Source organism: Aeromicrobium sp. A1-2, from assembly GCF_003443875.1.
Taxonomy (GTDB): Bacteria; Actinomycetota; Actinomycetes; order Propionibacteriales; family Nocardioidaceae; genus Aeromicrobium.
On sequence record NZ_CP027482.1, the window covers coordinates 904,511 to 927,919 of the forward strand.

Consider the following 23,409-nt stretch of genomic DNA (forward strand, 5'->3'; position numbering starts at 1 on the left):
CTCGAAGCTAGCGGAGGTAGCGGCGGGCTGTCTCGAGGAACCGATCGGCAATCTGCTCCGGCGGGGTATCGCTGAGGTAGTAGGAGCGCAGCGACCGACGGGTTTCGGCGTGCGAGTCGGGCCCCAACATGTCCTCGACGAGCTCGCTCAGTCCGCTGGCCTCGCGCTTGACGACGTCGAAGACGTAGGCGGCGCGGGCGAGCGGGAATCCCGCGACGAATGCCTCGCCGTGGGCCGACACGGCCGCCATCGCGAAGGGCTTTCCTGAGATCAGGTAGTCCGAGGTCACGCTGGACACGTCCGAGATCATGGCGTCGCTGGCGTTGAAGCAGTCCACGACCGACATTTCGGTCTCGGCCTTCGCTCCGAAGACGTGAGGACGTCCCGTCCGACGGATGTCCGCCTCGAGCAGGCCGATGATCTCGACGCAGGCCCGGGTGTTGCCGCGGTGGCGGCGGGCGTACGGGTGGGGACGGAAGATGACGGTGCACCCGCGTTCCAGCAGGGTCTGGACGATCGCTGAACCTGCGGACAACGAGCTGTAGTTCGAGTCGTCGTAGAAACCCGACCAGGTTGGGCTGTAGAGCACGACCGGCTGCTCCCTCTCGCCGATCGGGCCTCGAGCGGGCTGCACGTCCTCGAGCTGGGGACGACCGACGATCTCGAACTGCTCGGCGAGCGTTGGGACGCCGTGAGTGGCGAAACGGTCGATCGCGGCCTGCCCGGCCACGAAGTTGCGGTCGTACTGACGGAACGTCGGGCTGACGCTCGCGATCTTGTCGCTGTCACCGTGGTTGAGCTGGATGTGCGTCAGGTGGGGGAAGCGGATCATGTGGGAGTTGCGAACCGCGGTGTTGGCGTAGAAGACGGCGCGCAGGGAGGGGGTCACGATGCGGTCGAGGTCCTCGAGACCGGACCGCAGGATGACTGGGGCCGTCGTCATCTTCGACACCTCGGTGAAGTTGGCGATGGTCCGGACGAGTACGAAGTACGGAGTGCCGATGCGCTCGAGGTAGGGCAACCACATGGATGCCTGGTACGCCGTGCCTGCCGGAGCCTGCCAGTGGAAGGCGAACCTCGGGTCCAGCTCCTTGAGGAGGGCCGGAAGTCGTGCCTCGAACCGCCGACGCTGCACGAGGAATCGTGCAGCCTGCAGACAGATGGCGATCATCATCACGACGCCGACAGCGCCGGCGATGGTCGCCGGCGCCGGTGTCAGGTCGAGAACGCCGGACACCGCCAGAAAGGTCGTGCCGAGGGTGTTGACCACGAAGATCCAGGTGGCGAGGCGGGTCGATGGCAGGGCAACGTGGGCGCCGGGAAGGTTCGCCGCCTGAGGTGCCGCAGACTCCACGGGGCGACGCATCGTCTGCTCGCCGACGAGCAGCACCAGCAGGATGATGGCCGCGGCGGCGGTCCAGCCGTCGGAGTCGCGGGTCAGTCCGACGGCCAATGCTCCGGCGGTCGTGGCCATCCGCGCGACGATGCTGTTGCCGAGCCAGAGCCGGTCAACGTTGTCCTGACCGTCCTTGATTGCCTGGTGGGAAGCGCGCCCGACGAGCAGCGCTGCCACGGCGATGATCGAGTACCGGCCCAGAGGCGTGTCGGGGCTGGCGATGGCTGCCGCCAGTGCGAGGACCGCGAGAAGGTTGATGACGACGGGAAAGCCGCCCAACGCCCGCGCAACGTACTGGATCTGGGATCGTCCGTTACGGATCGCGCCTGACATGTGAACCTTTCCGAGAGTAACGCCTCGAAACGTAACACGCGCGTGGCTGGAAACCGTGGCACGGGTCGGCCGTGGAGCGGACCCGCAATGCGGCCGCTGAGACGGCGGGGGTGAGAGGATCGTGCGGTGGACGTCACCAACGAAGGAACACCGATGACCAACCAGTCCGAGCGCATCTGGGTGCGATCCTGCCAGAAGCCCACCGCGAAACTGAGCCCGGCGAAGTCGATCGACTTCATCGGCGGCAACCAGGGCAATCTGCTCTACCAGTTCTCGACCTACCGCGCGCTGGTCCGCGACGACGTGGAGCTGGAGACGATCTCGTACGGCAAGTTCGCCAAGGGTGCGGTCGAGGAGCGCGCCGAGTGGATCAACTCTGAGTGCGACCGGCTGGTGCTCCCGCTTTCGAGCTCGTTCCGTCTGCAGAACATGAAGAACCTGGACCTGTGGGCAGATCTGGTCGAGCGGCTCACGATCCCGGTCACGGTGGTCGGTATCGGGGCCCAACTGCGGCTCGAGGACGTGCGAAACGACACCTACCTGCCGAGCCGAGTGACCGGTATCATTGCCTCCGCCGAAGAGATCGAGCAGCACGAAGCAGCGGCCCGGCGGTTCGTCGCAGCGGTCCTGGACCGCTCGGCGTCGATCGGCGTGCGCGGCGAGATCAGCAAACGCTATCTGCAGCACCTCGGGTTCCCCGCTGACCGTATCGACGCTATTGGCTGCCCGTCGCTGTTCACCTGGGGCCCGGACTTCCAGATGCCGGAGCGTGACATCCGGCTGAACCGCAAGAGCAAGATCTCGCTCTCCTTCGACCACCGGATCGAGGAGAGCGCACAGTTGCTGGACCAGACCATCACCGACTATCGCCGGTCGACTGTCTACATGCAGGAGAAGCTCGGCGCGCAGATGGTCATCACGGGCGAGGACACCCGGCCGGACTGGGACGGCGACGAGCGGTTCCCGGTCCGGACGTCACACCGCACCTTCGCGAAGCACAGGATGGTCTACTACCCGACGGCGTGGTCCTGGATCCGCCACCTCGAGGACGCGGATTTCTCACTCGGGCCCCGCCTGCACGGCACCGTGGCCGCCACCCTGGCCGGCACCTCCGCGCACCTGCTCGTGCACGACTCGCGCACCCTGGAGATTGCGGATCACCACCACCTGCCGCACACCCTGACCGACGACCTGGGAACCGTGCGCTCGGCGGCGGACCTGGCCACCCGTCAGGACTACACCGCGTTCAACGCGTCGTACCGCGAGCTGTTCGGCAGGTTCACGACGTTCCTCGAGCGCAACTCGCTGCGCTCTGCCTACGACGACCCCGGCGCGGCGCTCGAGGCGTTCGACGCCTCGGTCGAGCCCGCAGCGCGTGCTGCCGGTGTGGTCAGCGCGCAGGGTGTTCCGTCCTCGGCACGCGAGCGGGCCGGCGCTCTGGTCCGTCGCATCCGGTCCTGACCGTCGCGCGGTCGGGCGCCGCGGCCGGCCCCGGCTACTTGTGACCCGACACGACCGCCGGCGTCGCCTGTCCGCGGCGGATCGATCGGTCGAAGCGAGGCAGTCGGTTGCGTCCGTCGTAGGCGGTGACGAGTTCGTTGCGGTGCAGGAAGTCGATGTAGGTCCCGAAACGTCCCGGGTACGCCTCGTTGAACGCCGTGTAGTCCGTGCGGTCCCACAGCTCGGCGGCGGTCGGCGGCGTGGCTTCCTCGTCGAGCGTGGAGTAGGGGATCGCGTGGTAGCGCGCGAGCTCGAGAGTGCGGCTGTCGTGTGCCAGCAGGTGCGCCGGCGTACCACCGAGGATCGCCGCGATGTTGCCGTGCAGCCGGTTCCCGAACACGAACTGCATCCGCCCCATCTCGGCGATCCACCCCCAGGGGCTGGCGAAGAACAGGAGTCGGCCACCGCGGAAAAGCGGGTGGGCGGTGTGGACAGGAGTGCGCGGATCTCGCCTGGTCATGTCGAACTGTTCTTCGCCCGTGATGATCATGCGGGCGGACTTCAGGTCCTGCGACACACTCGTGAGCCGGGGGTACAGCGCGACGTTGCGCTCGATGACCGCGCCGATCCCGCGGACCCGGTAGTCGATGTTCATCGACAGCGCGGAGGCCTCCGTCACGGGCCCGTTGCCCTTGTGCACCCGGAATTCAGGTCCCCAGGTGAAGACCGACGGGCAGCCGATGACGTCAATACGCTCGTCCGGAAGGCCGAGACCCACCAGGTATGCCTTGGTGACCGGGCCGCGGACGCCGAAGCTCGTCGACTTCTCCAGGACGGCCTCGACGAATGCGCGCACCCGGTCGTCATGGAACGCTGAGTCCGCTGCGGAGGGCAACTTGCGCCCGCCGGTCTTGCCCATGCGGATTGCCCTCGCATCGTCCGACGCGGCGGTGATCGTGGCCTGAGCGCCGACGCCGACGACGGTCACCGGGACGTCGAGCGCCCGCACCAGCTCGGTCATGGCTTCCAGCGAGGCGCCGTTCTTGTAGCGGAAGGCGTTCGCCAGCGGGACCACGTAGTGGTCGTACCGCTTGTTGATCTTGCGGACCCACGCAGCACGGTCGACCAGGTGTGCGTCGAACGCGCCGGTCTCGACCCGGTTGGAGCGCGCCGCGAGGGTTCGGGCGACGGCGTTGGCGTACAGCAGGTTCCCTGCGTTCGCGCCCATCCGCTCAGCCGAAGCCATCGCCTTGAGCGCGACGGTGGGGTCCTGGGCAGCACGAATCAGAATGCGGGTCATGTGATCGGGTGTTCTCTCAGTCGAACGGGCTCCGCGTGAGTCGCAGAACCGCTCACCTGGACATGATACGGGCGCCCCCGGTCGGGCCGATCAAGCACATTCGGGGGGCCCGCCGGTGCGCCATCAGCAACGGGCTTGCAGACAGGTCGCCTAGTATGCTGAGACCGCAGCGAGCCCTTCGCGGGCTTCCCCGATCTACCGAGAAGAAGTCACGTGAAACGCATTCTGGTGCGATCCCCGAAGGATCCCTTCCACGTCATCAGCCCCGAGCAGGCCCTCGCGCTCTACCCCAAGGGCGTCTTCGGTCGCAACGTCGGCAACATGATCTTCACCGAAGCGATGCACCGGCTGATCTCCGTCCCGGACACCGAGGTGGTCTCCGACTCGTTCCTCAGCGAGCGGCTGCCCGACTCCCGTGCTCATGCGGTGCGGATCAACGAGGAGTTCGACCAGTTCGTCATCCCGTTGGCGAACGCCTTCCGGGCGTCGTTCCACCGCAACCTGGCCCAGATGACGCAGTTGATCGAGAGACTCAACATCCCGGTCGTCGTCGCAGGAGTCGGGGTTGCAGGCGGCGTGGGCAGCCTCGACAACCCGTTCCCGGACAACCCGCCGGAGGTGACGGCGACGATCAAACGATTTCTGAAGGCCGTGCTCGACCACTCGTCGACGATCGGTGTGCGGGGCGAGACCACGCGGGAGTACCTCGCGAGCCTCGGATTCGGCGACGAGCACGTCGAGGTCGTCGGCTGCCCCTCGTTGTTCCGCCGTGGCGCGGACCTGCAAGTCCAGAAGAAGTCGGCGAGCCTCACCGAGGACAGCCACTTCACCATGAACCTCTCCCCGTACGTCCCGCTGATGGATGAGGTGTCCCTCCGCCACGCGGAGCGCTACCCCCACATGACGTACATCCCGCAGGGTCATGACTCGCTCGAGATGATGTTGTGGGGGGTCGACCGGACGCCCAAGAAGCGGCCGGACCTCCCGGCGCACCCGACCCACCCGCTGTACCGCGCCAACCGGATGCGCTTCTTCGTGGATCCGGAGACGTGGAACAGGTATCTGGCGGAGCGGGAGTTCTCCTTCGGAACCCGCATCCATGGCAACATCGCGGCGATCAACGCCCGGACGCCGGCACATGTGATCGCCCACGACGCGCGAACGCTCGAGCTGGCGCGCTACCACGAGATCCCGCACACCCTGGTGCCCGACCTCCCGCCGAACGTTGACGCGGCGGACCTGTTCGAGCGCACCGATTTCACGGCGTTCAACTCCGGTCATGCCGAGCGGTTCGCCAAGTTCGCCCGATTCCTGGAGAAGAACGACGTGGGGCACGTCTACGAGACCGGCAAGAGCAATCCGGCCTACGACGAGCGCATGTCCACGACGCCTTTCCCGCCCGCGGTGGAGACGCTGTATAGCGTCTCCGACCAGTCCCGCGAGGACCTCATCGAGCGGGTCTCCGAGCTGTACCAGGCTGCCGGTCAGCGGACTCTGGCGAAGCGCCACAAGCCGGCCTATCCCTTTGCGCCCGAGGACCCGGACGCGAAACGGCTGGCTCACAGGGTTGCCTCCCGCGGGCCGTTGCGCAAGATTGCCAAGCGGTTGCTGCGACGCTGACCCGGTAACCGTCTCACGGCCGGACGAGAGACTCGTCCGGCCGTGAGATCAGTCAGCGCGGCGACCCGCTATGGCAGGTGCAGCCACATTTGGACCAGGTTGTGGTCCGACGGGATCGTGCCGATGAAGTCACCGCTGGTATCGAGGTTGACCCTCGTGCGCCACGCGCCGACCCGGATGCCGGGAGACGTGTAGATGTAGTCGATATTGGTACCGAGCGGGTAGGCCGTCAGGTGGGCCTTCCGGTCGAAGCCGTTCGAGCTGTTGTACGCGCCGTCGAGCACATGTTCGGCCGTCGCTTCAGAGCCTGCCGCCCAGTTGCTCGAAGCATTGTCGAGCGGGGCCACGAACTCGCCGCCGGTGAAGGCGTAGTACTGCCCGTTGGTGGGTTTCGCCGCCCGGCTCGAGTTCATATCGCCGAGGATGATGGCCGGCCGCCCGCCGGCATTGGCCTCGATCACGTCGAGCACCTCGTTGGCCTGCCGGATGCGCACGTCGTTGTTGGTGCTGTCGGTCTGCGACCCCGGCTCGAGGTGTGTGTTGACCGCGAAGAACGTCTTGCCGCTGGACCTGTCCTTGAAGATCGCCCAGACGGCGTAGCGCTCCGCGCTGCCGTACTCGTAGAGCATCTCGACGCCGGTGTCGAGGACCGATAGACGTTCGGTGTTGTACGCGAGCTTCGTGCCGCTGGAGCCGCGGCGGGTCACCAGGCTGTACTTCTGATTTCCGATCAGGTTGATGATGTCGTCGTACTGCTTGGTGTTGTTGGCGGTGCCGTTCCGCAGCGGGGTGGCCTCCTGCAGCGCGAGGACGTCGGGCTGACTTGCCGTGATGTTGGCCGCGACCGCAGTGCGGCGGCTCGACCAGCTCGGCGAGCCGCTTGCCTTGCGGATGTTGTAACTGATGGCCGAGATGCGCGGGGATGCCGCGCTGCTCGACGTCTTGGCCGACAGCCCGGGACGAGCGGAGTAGGGGCTCTGCGCCTTGCCCCTGGAGTCGATGGCGCGCGAGCGGAAGTAGTAGGTCCGGCTCGGATCGAGGCCCGTGACGACGCCGCCGTGAGTGTCGAACTTGACCGACTTCCACTTCAGAACGGTCAGCGAGGGGTCGGTCGTGTAGCGCAGCACATAGGAGAGCCCCGGACCGCGGCTTCGCCATGACACGTACATCGCTTCGGCGCCGCCTGCGGTGGCCTTGAGATCCACGGGCTCGATCTCGGGGTAGCCCCTGGTCGGCAGCTTCACCGCGATTGCCTTGCTGTAGCTGCTGAGGTTCGAGCGGTCCCTGAAGGAATCTTCCTTCGTGATCGCCTTGACTTGGAAGTAGTAGGTCTTGCCCGGCGTCAGCCGGGGGTAGGACCGCGACGGGTTGGCGTCGGTGTGGGTCCACTCGAAGTAGTTGCCAAGGACGTCCCAGGTGTCCTTGCCCTTCGTCATGGCCGAGTTGGTCGCGAAGCGGACGCGATAGGCATCCTCGCCCGCGCGGTCCCACGACAGGCCGACTCCCTTGGTCGCCACGTGCACGGCGTGCAGGTCGCCCGGGGCCGATATGGCCTGGGCTGGTGAGGTCGTGGCGACGAGACCTCCGAGCGTCAGCGTCGCCGTTGCGACCACTGCGCCCAGACGCGCGCGCATACGTGTTCTAGATGTCTCCATGCCAGTCAACTCCCTTTCGCAGGGTCCGAGTTCCTGCGTCTCCCGGGGACAAGTATCGACCGACGTGCTTCCGAGCGCAGCGATTCGCGAAACTTATCACCTGTCGCTCCTGTCTCGGTAGCCCCAAGAGCCACACCAGTACCGCGGTCCTGAGGTAGCGTCGTGGCGTGCACCTGCCCGGCGGCCTGCGGATCCCCGCAGCGATTGCGCATCCCGTGCGTCTGCTTCCGCTCACATTCCTCGCGCTGATTTTCGTCGGCGCCCTAGCGCTGCTGCTGCCTTTCGCGCGTAACGGATCCGGCTCGTTCGAGCTCATGCCGGCGCTGTTCAGCTCGGCCTCGGCCGTCACGGTCACGGGACTCACGACGGTCGACACCGCGACGTACTGGTCGCCGGCGGGACAGGGGATCATCCTGGTGCTGGTCGAGCTCGGCGGTCTGGGCATCATCGCCCTCGCAACTGTGCTCGGCCTGTTCATCGGTGGCCGACTGGGTCTGCGCACCCGCATGGTCGCCCAGGCCGACATGCACGTCGTGAGCCTGGGCGAGGTGCGACCGCTATTTCGCCGCGTCGCGGTCACGATGGTGTTCTTCCAGTCCGTCACGGCGGTCTTCCTGACAGTGCGCTATCGCGAGCGCTACTTCGACGATCTTCCGACCGCCCTGTGGCATGGCGCGTTCGACGCGGTCATGGCGTTCAACAATGCCGGATTCTCGCTCAACAGCGACAGCATCGGACGGTATGCCGGCGATGGGCTGATCATCCTGCCGATCTCGATCGCGGTGTTCATCGGCGCAATCGGCTTCCCGGTGATGGCCGAGCTTTTCCAGGGGTGGCGGACGCCGTCCCGCTGGACGATCCACACCCGGCTGACGGTGTGGGGCTCGGTGCTGCTGCTGGTCGTCGGCGCCCTGGCGTTCCTCGCCCTGGAGTGGAGCAACCCCGACACCCTCGGTGGGCTGTCGGTCGGCGGCAAGATCGTCAGCGGCATCGAGGGTGGGATCATGCCGCGGTCCGGCGGTCTCAACAGCTTCGACTGGGGATCGGTCACTCCCGAGACGCTCAACATCGGTGTCGTGATGATGTTCATCGGAGGCGGCAGCGCGAGCACCGCCGGTGGCATCAAGATCACGACCTTCCTGCTGCTGGCCTACGTCATCTACGCCGAACTGCGCGGGGACCCTGACGTCACGATCGGCGCCCGTTCGATCAGCTCCGCGGTGATCCGTTCGGCGTTGACGATCGCGCTCCTGGCGGTGATGCTCGTCTCGACCGCGACACTGGCCCTGATGCTCATGACCGACGTGGCCTTCGACGATGCCTTGTTCGAGTGCACATCGGCCTTCGGCACCGTCGGTCTGAGCACCGGAGTGACCGCAAATCTGCCCGCAAAGGCACAGACCTTGCTGATCGGCTTGATGTTCGTGGGCAGAGTGGGCACGATTACGGCTGCGTCCGCGTTTGTCCTCCGACAGCGCGTCCCTAGGTACCACCTTCCCGAGGAGCAACCGATCATTGGCTAAAGGCGACGATTCACCCACAGCCCCAGTCCTCGTCATCGGCCTGGGGCGCTTCGGCTCGGCCGTCGCCAAGTCGCTGGTCCGGCTCGGGCACGACGTCCTGGCCGTCGACGAGCGCGCCGACGTCGTGCAGAAGTTCGCGGGGGACTTCACCCACGTGGTGTCCGCCGACACGACCGACACCGAGGCTCTGCGCCAGATCGGCGCCGAACAGTTTCGCCGCGCGGTCGTCGGCATCGGCACCGACATCGAAGCCAGTGTCCTGACGGTGCTGGGACTCTCGGACCTCGGGGTCAACGAGATCTGGGCCAAGGCCATCAGTGGCAAGCACGCCGCGATCCTCGAACGAGTCGGGGCGACACACGTCGTCCGTCCCGAGTCGGACATGGGCAAGCGGGTCGCTCACCTGGTGACCGGGACCATGACGGACTTCATCGAGTTCGACGACGGCTTCGCGATCGCCCGCACGCGCACCCCGCAAGTCGCCTGCGCGAAGTCGCTGGAGCAGTCGGCACTTCGCTCGCGCTACGGCGTCACGATCGTGGGGGTCAAGACCCGTGGTGCGGACTTCACGTACGCGCGCCCCGAGACCGTGATCTCCCAGTCCGACGAGCTGATCGTGTCGGGTCCGACCAACAAGGTCGAGGTATTCTGCGCCCTGCCGTGACGGGGGCCTTTCAAGCGGCTCAATGGCCGTGGGGTTCGGCCGGCCAAGGAGTGGGGGAGCGGGGATCGTTCCGCCACCGGTAACGTTCGGGCGGTGAACACGCCTGACACCACTCCTGCGTCCTACCGCTACACCAGCGCGCTCGCGAGCGACATCGAGCAGCGTTGGCAGGACCGATGGGACGCCGAGGGCACCTTCGAGGCGCCCAACCCGGTCGGTGACCTGGCGGGCGACGTCGCGGGCGACAAGTACTTCATCATGGACATGTTCCCGTACCCCTCCGGCGCCGGTCTGCACGTCGGCCACCCGTTGGGCTACATCGCCACCGACGTCGTCGGCCGCTACCGCCGGATGCGCGGCGACAACGTGCTGCACGCCCTGGGCTATGACGCGTTCGGTCTGCCGGCCGAGATCCACGCGGTCCAGACCGGCGAGCACCCGCGCACCAACACGGTGTCCAACATCGCGAACATGCGGCGTCAGCTGCGCCGTCTCGGCCTCGCACACGATCCACGACGCAGCTTCGCCACGATCGACCCCGAGTTCGTCCGCTGGACCCAGTGGATCTTCACCCAGATCTTCGATTCCTGGTACGACGAGGCGCTCGGCCGCGCGCGACCCATCAGCGAACTCGTCGCCGAGTACGAGTCGGGCGCCCGCCGGGCACCGGACGGGGCCACCTGGGCCAATCTCGAGCCGATCGAGCGCAAGATCCTGATCGACTCAGTCCGGCTGGCGTACGTCGACGAGTCGCCGGTCAACTGGTGTCCGGGCCTCGGCACGGTGCTGGCCAACGAGGAGGTCACCGCCGACGGACGCAGCGAGCGCGGCAACTTCCCGGTCTTCCCGCGCAACCTGCGGCAGTGGAAGATGCGCATCACGGCGTACTCCGACCGGCTGATCGACGATCTCGAGCGGGTCGACTGGCCCGACTCGGTCAAGAACATGCAGCGCAACTGGATCGGTCGTTCGCACGGTGCACGTGTCAGCTTCCAGATCGAGGGGCTAGCGACGCCGATCGACGTCTTCACGACGCGCCCCGACACACTGTTCGGCGCGACGTACGTCGTGCTGGCCCCCGAGCACGCCCTGGTCGAGCGGCTCACGACGGAGTCGTGGCCCGCTGACACCCCACGGCAGTGGACCAACGGCACGGCCACACCGACCGAGGCGGTCGCTGCCTACCGCGCCATGGCGGCGGCCAAGACCGACCTGGAGCGTCAGGAGAACAAGGACAAGACCGGCGTGTTCACGGGCTCGTTCGCGATCAACCCGGTCAACGGTGAGCAGGTACCGGTGTTCATCGCGGACTACGTCCTGACCGGCTACGGCACCGGCGCGATCATGGCAGTGCCGTCGGGCGATCAGCGCGACTTCGAGTTCGCCGAATCCTACGGTCTGCCCATCGTGCGCACCGTCGAGCAGCCCGAGGGACACGAAGGTGCGTTCAGCGGTGAGGGTCTGGCGATCAACTCGGCCAATGGTGACCTCGACCTCAACGGGCTGGGCGTCGGCGAGGCCAAGACCGCGATGATCACCTGGCTGCAGCAGCACGGCGCCGGCGAGGGCACGACGACGTACCGCCTGCGCGACTGGTTGTTCAGCCGCCAGCGCTACTGGGGCGAGCCGTTCCCGATCGTGTACGACGAGCTGGGCCAGCCGCACGCCCTGCCGGATTCGATGCTGCCGGTCGAGCTGCCCGAGGTGCCGGACTACTCGCCCAAGACGTATGCGCCCGACGATGCGAACAGCGAGCCCGAGCCGCCGTTGGCGCGGGTGCCGGAGTGGGTCAACGTCGTGCTCGACCTCGGCGACGGTCCCAGGCCATACCGTCGCGAGACCAACACGATGCCCAACTGGGCCGGATCCTCGTGGTACGAGCTGCGCTACGCCGACCCGCACAACAGCGATCGGCTGGTCGACCCCGAGAACGAGAGCTATTGGCTCGGCCCACGCGGTGCCGGCGACACAGGCGGCGTCGACCTCTACGTCGGTGGCGTCGAGCACGCCGTCCTGCACCTGCTCTACGCCCGCTTCTGGCACAAGGTCTTGTTCGACCTCGGCCACGTGTCGAGCGAGGAGCCGTTCCGCAAGCTGTTCAACCAGGGCTACATCCAGGCGTACGCGTTCAAGGACGAGCGCGACGTCTACGTCCCGGCCGACGAGGTCGAGGAGCGCGACGACGCCTTCTGGTTCGAGGGCAAGCAGGTCAGCCGCGAGTACGGGAAGATGGGCAAGAGCCTCAAGAACGTCGTGACGCCCGACGACATGTACGACGCGTACGGAGCCGACACGTTCCGCGTGTACGAGATGTCCATGGGCCCGCTGGACGTGTCTCGTCCGTGGGAGACCCGCGCGGTCGTGGGGGCCCAGCGCTTCCTGCAGCGGGTGTGGCGACTGCTGGTCGACGAGGACACCGGCGAGCTACTGGTCGATGACGCCGAGCTCGAGACCGCGACGTTGCACGTCCTGAACGTGACGATCGAGGGCGTCCGAGGCGACATGGAGAACATGCGGTTCAACACCGCCGTCGCCAAGCTCATCGAGCTGACCAACCACCTGACCAAGGACGGTGTCCGTGGGCGCGCAGCTGTCGAGCCCCTCGTGCTGATGCTGGCGCCGCTCGCTCCGCACCTCGCCGAGGAGCTCTGGTTGCGTCTGGGTCACTCGGGGTCCTTGACCCACGAGCCGTTCCCGGTGGCCGATCCGGCTCACCTTGCTGCCGCGTCGGTGACGTGTGTCGTGCAGGTGCTCGGCAAGGTGCGCGGCAAGATCGAGGTCAGTCCCGAGATCTCGGACGAGGACCTCACGGCGCTGGCCCTTGCCGAGCCCAATGTCGTCAGGTCGATCGACGGTCGCGAGGTGCGCAAGATCATCGTGCGGGCACCCAAGCTCGTCAGCATCGTCGTCTGATGTGCGGCACGGGCCGATAGGGTGCGTGACATGACCGTAGCCATCGTCACGGACTCGACGTCATCGCTGGATCCCCAGGATGCCGAGCGGGAGGGCATCACGGTCGTGCCGCTGCAGGTCATCATCGGTGCCGACGTCTACACCGAGGGAGTCGACGTCACGGCGGACATGATTGCCGCGGCGCTCGCGGCGATCGTCCCGGTCAGCACGTCGCGGCCGACGCCGGACGACTTCCTGGCGGTCTATGAGCGGCTGGCCGCCGAGGGCGCCGAGGCGATCGTCTCGGTGCACCTGAGCTCCAAGATGTCCGGCACCCTCGACTCGGCGATCCTGGCGGCCAAGCAGGCGTCCGTGCCGGTGACCTGCATCGACTCAGGCCAGGTTGGTGTCGCGACAGGCTTCGCGGCGGGTCGCGCCGCGCGCGCCTGTGCCAACGGCGGGGACGCCGCTGCAGCCGCCGACGCTGCTCGGCGAGCCGGCGACTCATCGACGGTGCTGCTGTACGTCGACACCCTGGAGTACCTCAAGCGGGGCGGCCGGGTCGGCACCGCTGCGGCCCTGATCGGTTCGGCGCTGGCGGTCAAGCCGATCCTCACGATCACCGATGGGCTGGTCGTGCCACTGGAGCGCGTCCGCACGCAGGCCAAGGCGTTGGCGCGTCTCGAGGCCCTCGCGGTGGACCGGGCGCAGGCCTGCGCGGAGGGGTTCGACATCGGCGTGCAGCACCTGTCCAGCCCCACGATCGCTGCCGCGGTCGCCGAGCGTCTTGCCATGGCCCTGGGCCTGGAGTCGATCGGCGTCGACGAGGTCGGCGCGTCGATCGGCGCTCACGTCGGGCCGGGCATGATCTCGGTGACTGTCACCCCGCACTGCTGAGACCCTGGTCGCGGGAGTCTGGTTTTCCACCGCACGAGGTGTGTCGACGGTCGTCCACAGAGCCGATCTTGCATCGCTGCGGAGCCCCGCTGTGGATGTCTAGGTTCGATGGGTGAGATCCAGGCGCCCGGACCAGCCCGACGAGACCCGGGCGGAGATAGCTCGACGTCGGCTCGCGCAGCTCGCTGCCTCGTTCGACGCCGAGCTGCCTCCGGTCGAGGAGCCGGAGCCTACGCAGACCCGGCGGGCCGTCGAGCTGCCGCACGTCCGGGTCCTCGCCACGATTGCGGTGGCCGCATCGGTGCTGCTGGTGTGGTGGTTGCTGTCCGCTCGGCCCGAGACCAGTGACCCGGTGGCTCCGCTGGTGTTCGGTGAGTCGACCGCACCGACCGGCGGCGCGACGACCGGACCGGCCGCTGGCGATCTGATCATCGACGTCGTCGGCAAGGTCCGCAAGCCGGGCATCGTGAAGGTGCCGAGTGGATCACGGGTCTATCAGGCGATCGAGGCGGCTGGTGGACTCAAGGGGCGCGTCAACACGACGTCGCTCAACCTGGCCCGGGTGCTGGGCGACGGTGAGCAGGTCCTGGTCGGCATCGAGCCGGTCGTGGTCCCCGGAGCAGGCGGCGGGGTGGCCAGCGCCACGGTCAATCTCAACACCGCGACCGCCGAGCAGCTCGAGACCCTGCCGGGGATCGGTCCGGTCACCGCCCAGGCGATCCTCGACTGGCGGCAGAAGAACGGCCGCTTCGGCTCGGTCGAGGACCTGCTCGACGTGCGGGGCATTGGCGACGCGACGCTGGCCGAGCTGCGCGACCACGTCACGGTGTGATGCACGACGTCCGGATGGTCCTGCCCGCGGCCGTCGCGTGGGGCTCTGCGGCATGGCTCGTCACGGCCGGGTCAAGTGTGTCGCTCGGTGTCGCACTCTGCGCTTTGGGTGCCATCGGGGGGCTGTTCCGGTGGGCCCCGGGCTCGGCGCTCCCGTTGACCCTCACGGCGGTGTGCCTGGCGGCGATCGCGGCGTCCTGTGCGTGGCGGCTCACGATGGTCGAGCACTCTCCGCTGACCCGGCTGGCCCACGAACGCCGGCTCGCGACCCTGGACCTGGAGATCCGCAGGGACGCGCGGGCCTTCACACAGCACGGCGAGGCGGCCGTCGTGGTCGAGGTTCTGGTTCGCCGGGTGGTCAGCCGGGACGTGGACGTCCGCATCCGGGATCGCGCAACGGCATTCCTCGACGGACCTGAGCGGGCGCTTGTCGTCGGGCGACGACTCGTCGTCACAGGCCGGCTGGCCCCGGCGGACTCGTCGGACGAGGCCGCCGAGATCGATGTCGTCCACCGGGGGTCGACCGACCGGGCGGCGTGGTGGTGGGAGGCGTCCGAACGGGTCCGCGACGGGGTGCGACAGTCAGTGTCGGGGGTCGGTGCTGAGCCGCGTGCGCTCGTCCCGGCCCTCGTCGACGGGGACGTCGGCCGAGTCAATGACGACGTCGAGGAGGACTTCCGACGCAGCGGGCTGACCCACCTGATGGCCGTCTCGGGCACCAACCTGACGATAGTGCTGGCGGTGGTCATGCTGCTCGGACGCTCGGCCGGGCTGCGTCGACGTGGTCTGTGGGCGCTCGGCGCGTTGTCGATCGTGGCGTTCGTGCTGCTGGCCCGGCCAGATCCCAGTGTCGTGCGGGCGGCCGCGATGGGAGCAGTAGGCATCGCGGCGTTGGGATGTGGCGCTCGTGGCGGTGTCCGTGCCCTGGCCTGGGCAATCATCGGTCTGGTCTTCGTGGACCCGTGGCTCGCCCGATCGGTCGGATTCATCCTGTCGGTGACCGCGACCGGCGGCATCCTCGTGCTGGCGCCGGTGCTGGCCCGACGCCTCACCCGGTGGATGCCGCGGTGGTGCGCGCTGGCGATCGCCGTCCCGGTGGCGGCCCAGCTGGTGTGCACGCCGGTCATCGCCGCAATCTCCGGCCAGATATCGCTCGTGGCTGTCCTGGCGAACCTGCTCGCCGCTCCGGCTGTCGCGCCGGCCACGATCGCCGGGCTGCTGGGTGGCTGCGTCGCGCTGGTGTCGGTCCCTGTGAGCCAGGCGCCCGGTCTGGTTGCGGGGGCCTGCGCAAGCTGGATCCTCACGGTCGGCCATCGCGCCGCGGGGGTGGAGGCCGCGACCGTCCCGTGGCACGCCCCCTGGCCATGGCTGCTGGCGGTGGTGCCGGCTGTCGCGGTTGCGACGATCGTGGTCGCGTCGCGACCGGTCTGGTTCGTCGGGCTCTCGCTCGGCCTGCTCGTCGCAGTCTGGCGTCCGCCGTCGGTCGGCTGGCCGCCCCCGGGCTGGATCATGGTCGCCTGCGACGTCGGGCAAGGCGACGCCGCGGTGCTGGCCGCCGGTGACGGCACGGCGATCGTGATCGACGCCGGGCCCGACCCGGCCGCAGTCGACCGCTGCCTGGACCGCCTTCACATTCGACGGGTGCGGCTGATGGTCTTCACGCATGCCCACGCCGACCACGTCGACGGGTGGTCCGGAGTCAAGGACGGCAGACGGGTCGACCAGATCGCGGTCGGGACGACCGGCGGCCCCGGCGACGACGGCATTCCTCGGCACGTCGTGGCCCCGGGGGACTCGTTCACGATCGGGGAGGTCGCTGCGCAGGTCATCTGGCCCGAACGCACGCCCGGCGCTGAGCAGACCGTCCGGACCCGCGCGCGCGACGGCTCGATCGTCAACGATGCGAGCGTTGTCCTGGCCGTCCGGGTCCGCGGCGTGCGTCTGCTGCTGACCGGCGACATTGAGCCCGACGCCCAGGCCGCGATCCTGCGCCGCCATGCCGATCTCGCGGCCGACGTCATCAAGATGCCGCACCACGGCAGTGCGCGGCAGTCGAGGGCCTTCTTCGACGCGGTCGGTGCCCGGATCGGCACGATCAGCGCGGGGAAGGACAACGACTACGGCCACCCGGCGGCCGCGGCGCTCACGCTCCTGCGGGAGGAGGGCATCCAGTGGTGGCGCACCGACACGGACGGGGACATCGCGATCGTCGAGCGCGACGGGCGAACGCATGTCGTCAGCCGCCACTAGGCTGGCCCCGTGGCCACGGCATTCGGCAAGATCCTGCTCATCACCGGCAATGCCGAGTTCCTCGCCGACCGCACGAGGCGACGCGCCCTCAAGGCCGTCACAGGGGAGCACCCCGAGTGCCAGGTTGCCGAGTCCAGCGCCTCGGGCCTGCAGCCCGGAGAGCTGGCCGGGCTCACGAGCCCGTCTCTGTTCAGTGACGTGAGTGCGCTGGTGCTGACCGATCTGCAGGACTTGCCCGACGCGGCGCAGGGCGAGCTGCTGGCCTACGCCGCAGCGCCTTCGGACGACATCGCGGTCGTGCTGGTGCACGGCGGCGGCAACAAGGGCAAGGGGCTGCTCGACAAGCTCCGCAAGATCGGTTGTGTCAGCGAGGTCAAGGTCGAGCAGCCGAAGTACGAGCGCGACCACGCCCGCTGGGTCTACACCGAGGTCCGCGACCTCGGCGCCCGCATCGACGAGGAGGCTGCGACGCTCCTGGTGGCTTCGGTCGGGCAGGACCTTCGGGCACTGGCCGGTGCCGCCGACCAGCTCGTCGCCAATCTGGACAAGGGTGCCGAGATCTCTGCGTCTCTGGTCCGCCAATACTTCGGCGGCCGGGCCGACGTCCGCGGCTACGAGATCGCCGACGCGGCGATCGACGGCCGGATCAACGTGGCGCTCGAGCAGGCCCGGTGGGCCGAGACCGCCAAGGTCGCCCCGGTGCTGATCACGGCCGCCTTCGCCAGCGGGCTGCGATCTCTGGCCAAGCTGTCCGGCGCACCGCAGGGCCTTCGTGACAACGAGCTCGCAGCCCACATCGGCGCGCCGCCGTTCAAGATCCGGTCGATGCGCCAGCAGCTGCGCTCGTGGGAGCAGGACGGTCTCGCCCACGCGATCGAGGCCGTCGCGCAGGCCGACCTCGACGTCAAGGGCGGAGCCGCCGACCCAGCGTTCGCGATCGAGCGCATGGTCCTCCAGGTCGCGGCGGCGCGCCGCCGCCACTGATGTCCGTTGCCGGCGTGACCACGCCGAGGCGGGTGAACGCGGGCCGTGTCGATTCCGTCGACCTGGCACGAGGCGTTGCGCTGATCGGGATGGTGCTGATCCATGTCGGCCCGCACTGGGTCGATCCCGATCCGCCGATCGGCATCATCATCGCCTCAGGTCGAGCTGCGCCCCTGTTCGCGATGCTCGCTGGCGTCGCGCTCATGATCGTGCACCAGCGCGATCCATATGGTGCCGGATCGACGCGGGCGACCTGGATCCGTGCCGCGCTGCTGATCGTTCTGGGGCTCTCGCTCGGTGCGCTCGAGGACATGCCGGTCCTGATCATCCTGGCGTTCTACGGCGTGCTGGTCGTGCTCGCACTGCCCTTCCGGCGTCTTCGAGCCCGGACACTGCTCGCGCTGGCCGTGGCTTGGGCCGTCGTGGCGCCTGTTGTCGTGATCGGTGCCGAGTCGCTTCACGATCCAGTCCTGGCCGGGCAGGCCGAGCTGTCCGATCTGCGGCACCCGATCGACCTGGCGATGGAGCTCGTGGTCTGGGGCGCCTACCCAGCCGGCGTGTGGTTCGCATACGTCCTGGTGGGTCTGGCGCTCGGTCGCCTCGACCTGCGAAGCGTCGAGATTGCGAGGCGGCTCGTCGTGGTGGGTGCGGGGCTGGTCCTGCTGACGCTGACCGCGGGATGGATTCTGATCCGGACCGGCATGGTCGATGACCCCGACGACCTGGGCTGGCGGCTGCTGGTGGCCGGCATCTCAGGGCGGCCCGCCGGGGCGCGCTGGAACGACCTGTTGCTGGTCGGTTCACACACCTCGACACCCTTGAACCTGCTCAGCTCGGGGGCATCCGCGGTCCTGGTGATCGGGCTGTGTGCGCTGGTTGTGCAAGGGCGATGGGCTCGCCAGCTGCTCACGCCGATCCGCGCTGCCGGTGCCATGATGCTGACGGTCTACACAGTGCACGTGCTGTGGGCCTGGCGCCTGCGCGTCAACCACCTGGAGGAGTTCCCGGGCCAACGGTCCGACGGCGCCCACCAGGACTGGCTGCTCCAGGTCGTGGTGCTCTGCGCGATCGCGGCGTTGTGGTGGCGATTCGTCGGCAAGGGTCCACTGGAGTGGCTCATGCGACAGGTGTCTATCCGGCCGCGATGCGTCAGGACATGAAAAAAGCGCCCCGAAGGGCGCTCAGTCCATGGCGTACGTCAGAGAGACGCGGCCTTCTTGGCGATGGCCGACTTGCGGTTGGCCGCCTGGTTCTTGTGGATGACCTTGCGCGACGCGGCCTTGTCGAGCCTCTTGGTCGCCTCGGCGGCGAGCTTCTTGGCCTCGGCGGCGTCGCCGGAGTCAGCAGCCTCGGTGAAGCGGCGGACGGCGGTCTTGAGGGCCGAACGTACGGACTTGTTACGCTCGCGAGCCAGCTCGTTCTGCCGGTTACGCTTGATCTGCGACTTGATATTCGCCACGGGGCAAACCTGTTTCTCTCGAATGTAATGAGTGTTGCGAAAAGTGTTAGGACGTACCGAGGCACGCGACCGCCAACTCTATCAGTCAGCGTGGGTGAGCCTCAAATCGATGGAACGGGGCGGGTGGCGCGACCGCACCTGCAGTGATGGGACACTGGAGACATCATGAGCAGCAGCCCCGTACCCCAGCCAGGGGCCACAGACCCGAAGATCCTGCGCAACTTCTGCATCATCGCGCACATTGATCACGGCAAGTCGACGTTGGCCGACCGCATGCTTCAGCACACCGGTGTCGTTGACGGACGCGACATGCGTGCGCAGTACCTCGACCGGATGGACATCGAGCGCGAGCGTGGCATCACGATCAAGAGCCAGGCCGTGCGGATGCCGTTCACCAAGTCCAACGGCGACGACGCGGGCACGACGTACATCCTCAACATGATCGACACCCCCGGTCACGTCGACTTCACCTATGAGGTGAGTCGCAGCCTTGAGGCGTGCGAAGGCGCGGTTCTGCTCGTCGACGCGGCACAGGGCATCGAGGCTCAGACACTCGCGAACCTCTACCTCGCGATCGACGCGGACCTCGACATCATCCCGGTGCTCAACAAGATCGACCTGCCCGGCGCGCAGCCGGAGAAGTACGCAGCAGAGATCGCCGGCATCATCGGCGGCGATCCCGATGACGTCCTGCGGGTCTCGGCCAAGACCGGCCAGGGCGTCGAGGAGCTCCTCAACCTGATCGTCGACGAGATCCCGCCGCCGCAGGGCGATCCCGATGCTCCGCCGCGCGCGCTGATCTTCGACTCGGTCTACGACACCTACCGCGGCGTCGTGACGTACGTCCGCGTCTTCGACGGCAAGCTCTCGCACCGCGACAAGATCAAGATGATGTCGACGGGTGCGGTGCACGAGATGCTCGAGGTCGGCGTGATCTCGCCCGACCCGGTCAAGGCCAGGGATCTGGGTGTCGGTGAGGTCGGTTACCTCATCACCGGCGTCAAGGAGGTCCGCCAGTCCCGTGTCGGCGACACCGTAACCTCCAACATCCGCGGTGCGACGGAGCCGCTGGGTGGCTACAAGAACCCCGTGCCGATGGTCTTCGCGGGTCTCTACCCGATGGACGGCGACGACTACCCGACGCTGCGCGACGCGCTGGAGAAGCTGCAGCTCAACGATGCAGCCCTGGTCTACGAGCCGGAGTCCTCCGGCGCGCTGGGATTCGGGTTCCGTATTGGCTTCCTCGGTCTGCTCCACCTGGAGATCGTGCGCGAACGGCTCGAGCGCGAGTTCAATCTCGAGCTCATCTCGACGGCACCCAACGTCGTCTACCGCATCGAGATGGAAGACGGCGCAGAACGCATCGTCACCAATCCCAGTGAGTACCCGACCGGCGAGAAGATTAGTGCGGTCTACGAGCCGGTCGTCCGCGCCACGGTGCTGAGCCCGACCGACTACATCGGCGTGATCATGGAGCTGTGCCAGTCCCGCCGCGGCCAGCTCATCGGCATGGACTACCTCTCCGAGGACCGGGTCGAGATCAAGTACACGCTGCCGATGGGCGAGATCATGTTCGACTTCTTCGATGCGCTCAAGAGCCGAACCAAGGGCTACGCCTCGCTGGACTACGAGCCCACGAGCGAGCAGGCGTCCGACCTGGTCAAGGTCGACGTGCTGCTGCAGGGCGAGGTCGTCGACGCGTTCAGCGCGATCGTGCACCGTGACAACGCCTACGCGTACGGTGTCTCGCTCGCCTCCAAGCTCAAGGAGCTCATCCCGCGTCAGCAGTTCGAGGTGCCGATCCAGGCCGCGATCGGCGCCCGAATCATCGCCCGGGAGAACATCCGCGCGATCCGCAAGGACGTGCTCGCCAAGTGCTACGGCGGCGACATCTCCCGCAAGCGCAAGCTGCTGGAGAAGCAGAAGGAGGGCAAGAAGCGGATGAAGATGGTCGGACGCGTCGAGGTCCCGCAGGAAGCCTTCATCGCTGCCCTCTCCACGGGCGACGTCGACAAGTAGCAGCATCCCGCCCCGAATTTCCCGGCGGGACAGGCCTTTTCGGGTCTAGGGTGAGTCTGCCCAGACCGAGGAGGCCTGATGTTCGGCAAGACGTGGGAAGCAGCAACCGGGACCGTGGTCGAGTCGCGGGTCACGGGTGCATCTGTGGCCGAGCACGGCAGCTCGGTGCGGCGTGAGTTCGTCGTCGAGGTCGTGCCGGCCGCCGGTGCGCCCTACCGTGCGGCGGTCAAGGAAGGGAACTACTCGGACTTCTGGCACCCCAGACCCGGCCAGCGTGTCCTGCTCCAGATCGAGGCGAAGAGCGGCAAGGTCCGCTTCGACAGGTCCGATCCGGGTCTGAGCTTCAAGGAGCACGAGCGGCGGACGTCGGCGGCGTTCGACGCGGCGCTCGACCCCGACACCCCTCCGCCAGCGGGCTGACCTTCCGGTCACGCGGGAGGTCTCCGGCGCCGATAGGGTCGCCACATGGCACAGGTGGAATCGGTCAACGTCGGGCAGACCGTGGACGTGCCGTGGGGACACCTGCGGCGTACCGCTATCGACAAGCGTCCGGTCGAGGGGGCGGTCCACGTCCACCCGTTCGGTGTCGGTCCGGACGAGATCGCCGACCTGCAGCACCATGGCGGCCCCGACCAGGCGGTCTACGCCTATGCGCGGGAGGACCTGACGGCCTGGGAACAGATCACCGGTGTCGAGCTGCCGGCAGGACGGTTCGGGGAAAATCTGACGACGCAGGGGATCGACCTCAACGAGGCGAGGGTCGGCGACCGGTGGCGCGTGGGCGAGGCTCTGCTCGAGATCTCCGGTGTGCGCATCCCGTGCTCGGTCTTCCAGGGTTTCGTGGACCAGGAGCAGTGGGTCAAACGGTTCACCCAGCACGGTCGCCCCGGTCCGTACCTCCGTGTCATCGAGCCCGGCGGCGTCCGGTCCGGAGATCCCATCGAGGTCGTGGAGCAGCGCGATCACGACCTGACGGTCGGCCTGGTGTTCCGCGCGCTGACGACCGAGCGCGATCTGATCAGCCGGCTGGACGAGGAGCCCCGCCTCGCGGCGTTCGTGAAGCGCAGGCTGGCCGGGCGCCGCAGGCAGGGCTCGAGCACGCGGTGAGCCCCACCCCCGGAGTCAGCGTGCCGCGACGGCCTCGCGGTCGACCTGGCTGCTGAGGTACTGCTCGCGCGGTGTGGGCCGTCCGGCTCGGCGCCATGCCTCGTCGACCGGGACCGTCTCGGAGTTCAGCGGCGACACGTCGAGGGCCACCGGAGCGATCACGGGGTAGGCCAGTGGTGAGACGGTCCGCAGCATCTCGGTCATGATCTGCGGGCGTCGTGCGGCGATCCGGAACATGGGACGGAGCAACGCCGTCACGACCACGTCGGTCACAGCCCCCTGCCGGATCCCGAGCTGCGCGCGCATCCATCGCGGCAACGTCGCGATCGTCGCCTTGCGGGCGAGCAGGTCCAGCGCGGGCCGGAGAACGCGAAGCCGACCGGGCGCTGCGCTGAACACCGTGTTGGCCGTGTCGAGAATGATCCGCACGTGCTCGATTGCGGCGGGGCTGGCAGCGAGCTCGGGTCGGACCCGGTCGTAGTACGCGCGCATCTCGGCGCGATTGCGCGGCACGGTGTCCGGATCGATCGTCTGAAACGCGGCGGCGATCCGGCACTCGGCCCAGTACTGCTCATCCTCCTGCGGGCTGAGCGGCCCAGGACCGAACTTCTCGTAGACGTAGAGCACCGAGTGCCACTGCGTCAGGTGGATCCACAGCTGGCCGGCCGGGTCGTTGGGGTCGTACGGGGTGCCGCTCAAGGGCTCCACGCCGCGGACGTGGGTGTGGATGCGCATGAGGGTGTCGGCGGCCTCCACCGCGGCGGCGCTGCCGCCGAAAACCAGCGTCCCGGTGTACTGCAGTGTGCGGTCGTAGCGAACCGCTGGACGGTCGCGGAGGGAACCGGAGTCGTCGACCGAGGCCACGACGAACGGATCGAGCATCTCGGTCAGTGCCGTGCGCTGGAAGCCCACCGAGACCGATGTCGGGAATCGGTAGACCTTCCAGGTCACCGAGTCCGGACCGAAGATTCCATGGTCAGCGTGCGGCGCCACCGTGTAAGTCATGCAACAGATACTGACGCAAGTGTTGCATCGCGTC

General features: G+C 67.8%; 18 protein-coding genes. 13 read left to right on the forward strand and 5 right to left on the reverse strand.

What is annotated here, in order from left to right; translation table 11 throughout:
• Window positions 1–7: 7 nt before the first annotated feature.
• Window positions 8–1,729, reverse strand: coding sequence for a CDP-glycerol glycerophosphotransferase family protein (locus C6I20_RS04415; protein ID WP_118394855.1), 1,722 nt, complete (start codon window positions 1,727–1,729; stop codon window positions 8–10).
• Between the two features lie 126 nt (window positions 1,730–1,855).
• Between C6I20_RS04415 and C6I20_RS04420 the strand changes: the two genes are divergently transcribed.
• Window positions 1,856–3,190 carry a polysaccharide pyruvyl transferase family protein gene (locus C6I20_RS04420; protein ID WP_118394856.1) on the forward strand — a complete coding sequence of 445 codons (1,335 nt, stop codon included), beginning with the start codon at window positions 1,856–1,858 and terminating at the stop codon, window positions 3,188–3,190.
• A 34-nt stretch (window positions 3,191–3,224) separates the two neighbouring features.
• On the opposite strand, the gene C6I20_RS04425 is transcribed toward C6I20_RS04420, so the two are convergent.
• A complete protein-coding gene (locus C6I20_RS04425) occupies window positions 3,225–4,469 on the reverse strand; it encodes a polysaccharide pyruvyl transferase family protein (protein ID WP_118394857.1) in 1,245 nt (414 codons plus the stop codon).
• A gap of 213 nt (window positions 4,470–4,682) precedes the next feature.
• Here C6I20_RS04425 and C6I20_RS04430 point away from each other — a divergent pair, with 213 nt between their 5' ends.
• Window positions 4,683–6,089, forward strand: a complete 1,407-nt coding sequence (locus tag C6I20_RS04430) for a polysaccharide pyruvyl transferase family protein (protein WP_162891116.1) — start codon at window positions 4,683–4,685, stop codon at window positions 6,087–6,089.
• 68 nt (window positions 6,090–6,157) lie between these two features.
• Here C6I20_RS04430 and C6I20_RS04435 read toward each other — a convergent pair whose 3' ends face one another.
• Window positions 6,158–7,723 carry an endonuclease/exonuclease/phosphatase family protein gene (locus C6I20_RS04435; RefSeq protein ID WP_162891117.1) on the reverse strand — a complete coding sequence of 522 codons (1,566 nt, stop codon included), beginning with the start codon at window positions 7,721–7,723 and terminating at the stop codon, window positions 6,158–6,160.
• Between the two features lie 188 nt (window positions 7,724–7,911).
• Here C6I20_RS04435 and C6I20_RS04440 point away from each other — a divergent pair, with 188 nt between their 5' ends.
• The 8 genes from C6I20_RS04440 to C6I20_RS04475 all read left to right on the forward strand — a co-directional run bounded on the left by C6I20_RS04440 (window position 7,912) and on the right by C6I20_RS04475 (window position 18,945).
• On the forward strand, window positions 7,912–9,267 hold the full coding sequence (locus tag C6I20_RS04440; RefSeq protein ID WP_254052247.1) for a TrkH family potassium uptake protein: 1,356 nt from the start codon (window positions 7,912–7,914) through the stop codon (window positions 9,265–9,267).
• Window positions 9,260–9,931, forward strand: a complete 672-nt coding sequence (locus tag C6I20_RS04445) for a TrkA family potassium uptake protein (protein WP_118394860.1) — start codon at window positions 9,260–9,262, stop codon at window positions 9,929–9,931. The genes C6I20_RS04440 and C6I20_RS04445 overlap by 8 nt, the downstream gene beginning before the upstream one ends.
• 93 nt (window positions 9,932–10,024) lie before the next feature.
• Complete coding sequence (gene leuS / locus C6I20_RS04450) at window positions 10,025–12,844, forward strand: leucine--tRNA ligase (RefSeq protein WP_118394861.1); 2,820 nt, start codon at window positions 10,025–10,027, stop codon at window positions 12,842–12,844.
• A gap of 30 nt (window positions 12,845–12,874) precedes the next feature.
• Window positions 12,875–13,720, forward strand: coding sequence for a DegV family protein (locus tag C6I20_RS04455; RefSeq protein WP_118394862.1), 846 nt, complete (start codon window positions 12,875–12,877; stop codon window positions 13,718–13,720).
• Between the two features lie 112 nt (window positions 13,721–13,832).
• A complete protein-coding gene (locus tag C6I20_RS04460) occupies window positions 13,833–14,552 on the forward strand; it encodes a helix-hairpin-helix domain-containing protein (protein ID WP_118394863.1) in 720 nt (239 codons plus the stop codon).
• A 14-nt stretch (window positions 14,553–14,566) separates the two neighbouring features.
• Window positions 14,567–16,801, forward strand: coding sequence for a ComEC/Rec2 family competence protein (locus tag C6I20_RS04465; RefSeq protein WP_162891118.1), 2,235 nt, complete (start codon window positions 14,567–14,569; stop codon window positions 16,799–16,801).
• 9 nt (window positions 16,802–16,810) lie between these two features.
• A complete protein-coding gene (holA, locus tag C6I20_RS04470; RefSeq protein WP_118394865.1) occupies window positions 16,811–17,785 on the forward strand; it encodes a DNA polymerase III subunit delta in 975 nt (324 codons plus the stop codon).
• 32 nt (window positions 17,786–17,817) lie between these two features.
• On the forward strand, window positions 17,818–18,945 hold the full coding sequence (locus C6I20_RS04475) for a DUF418 domain-containing protein (RefSeq protein WP_162891119.1): 1,128 nt from the start codon (window positions 17,818–17,820) through the stop codon (window positions 18,943–18,945).
• Between the two features lie 38 nt (window positions 18,946–18,983).
• Here the strand turns inward: C6I20_RS04475 and rpsT are convergent, their stop codons facing one another.
• On the reverse strand, window positions 18,984–19,244 hold the full coding sequence (gene rpsT / locus C6I20_RS04480) for a 30S ribosomal protein S20 (protein ID WP_118394867.1): 261 nt from the start codon (window positions 19,242–19,244) through the stop codon (window positions 18,984–18,986).
• Window positions 19,245–19,409: 165 nt separating this feature from the next.
• On the opposite strand from rpsT, the gene lepA reads away from it, so the two are divergent.
• The 3 genes from lepA (at window position 19,410) to C6I20_RS04495 (ending at window position 22,370) form a co-directional block, all read left to right on the forward strand.
• Window positions 19,410–21,263 (forward strand): translation elongation factor 4, encoded by a 1,854-nt coding sequence (gene lepA / locus C6I20_RS04485; protein WP_118394868.1) that lies wholly within the window; start codon window positions 19,410–19,412, stop codon window positions 21,261–21,263.
• Window positions 21,264–21,341: 78 nt separating this feature from the next.
• Window positions 21,342–21,683: a hypothetical protein gene (locus tag C6I20_RS04490; protein WP_118394869.1), complete on the forward strand. Its 342-nt coding sequence runs from the start codon at window positions 21,342–21,344 to the stop codon at window positions 21,681–21,683.
• A 45-nt stretch (window positions 21,684–21,728) separates the two neighbouring features.
• Window positions 21,729–22,370, forward strand: a complete 642-nt coding sequence (locus C6I20_RS04495; RefSeq protein ID WP_118394870.1) for an MOSC domain-containing protein — start codon at window positions 21,729–21,731, stop codon at window positions 22,368–22,370.
• A gap of 15 nt (window positions 22,371–22,385) precedes the next feature.
• Here C6I20_RS04495 and C6I20_RS04500 read toward each other — a convergent pair whose 3' ends face one another.
• Window positions 22,386–23,375, reverse strand: a complete 990-nt coding sequence (locus C6I20_RS04500; RefSeq protein WP_162891120.1) for an oxygenase MpaB family protein — start codon at window positions 23,373–23,375, stop codon at window positions 22,386–22,388.
• Window positions 23,376–23,409 lie beyond the last annotated feature (34 nt).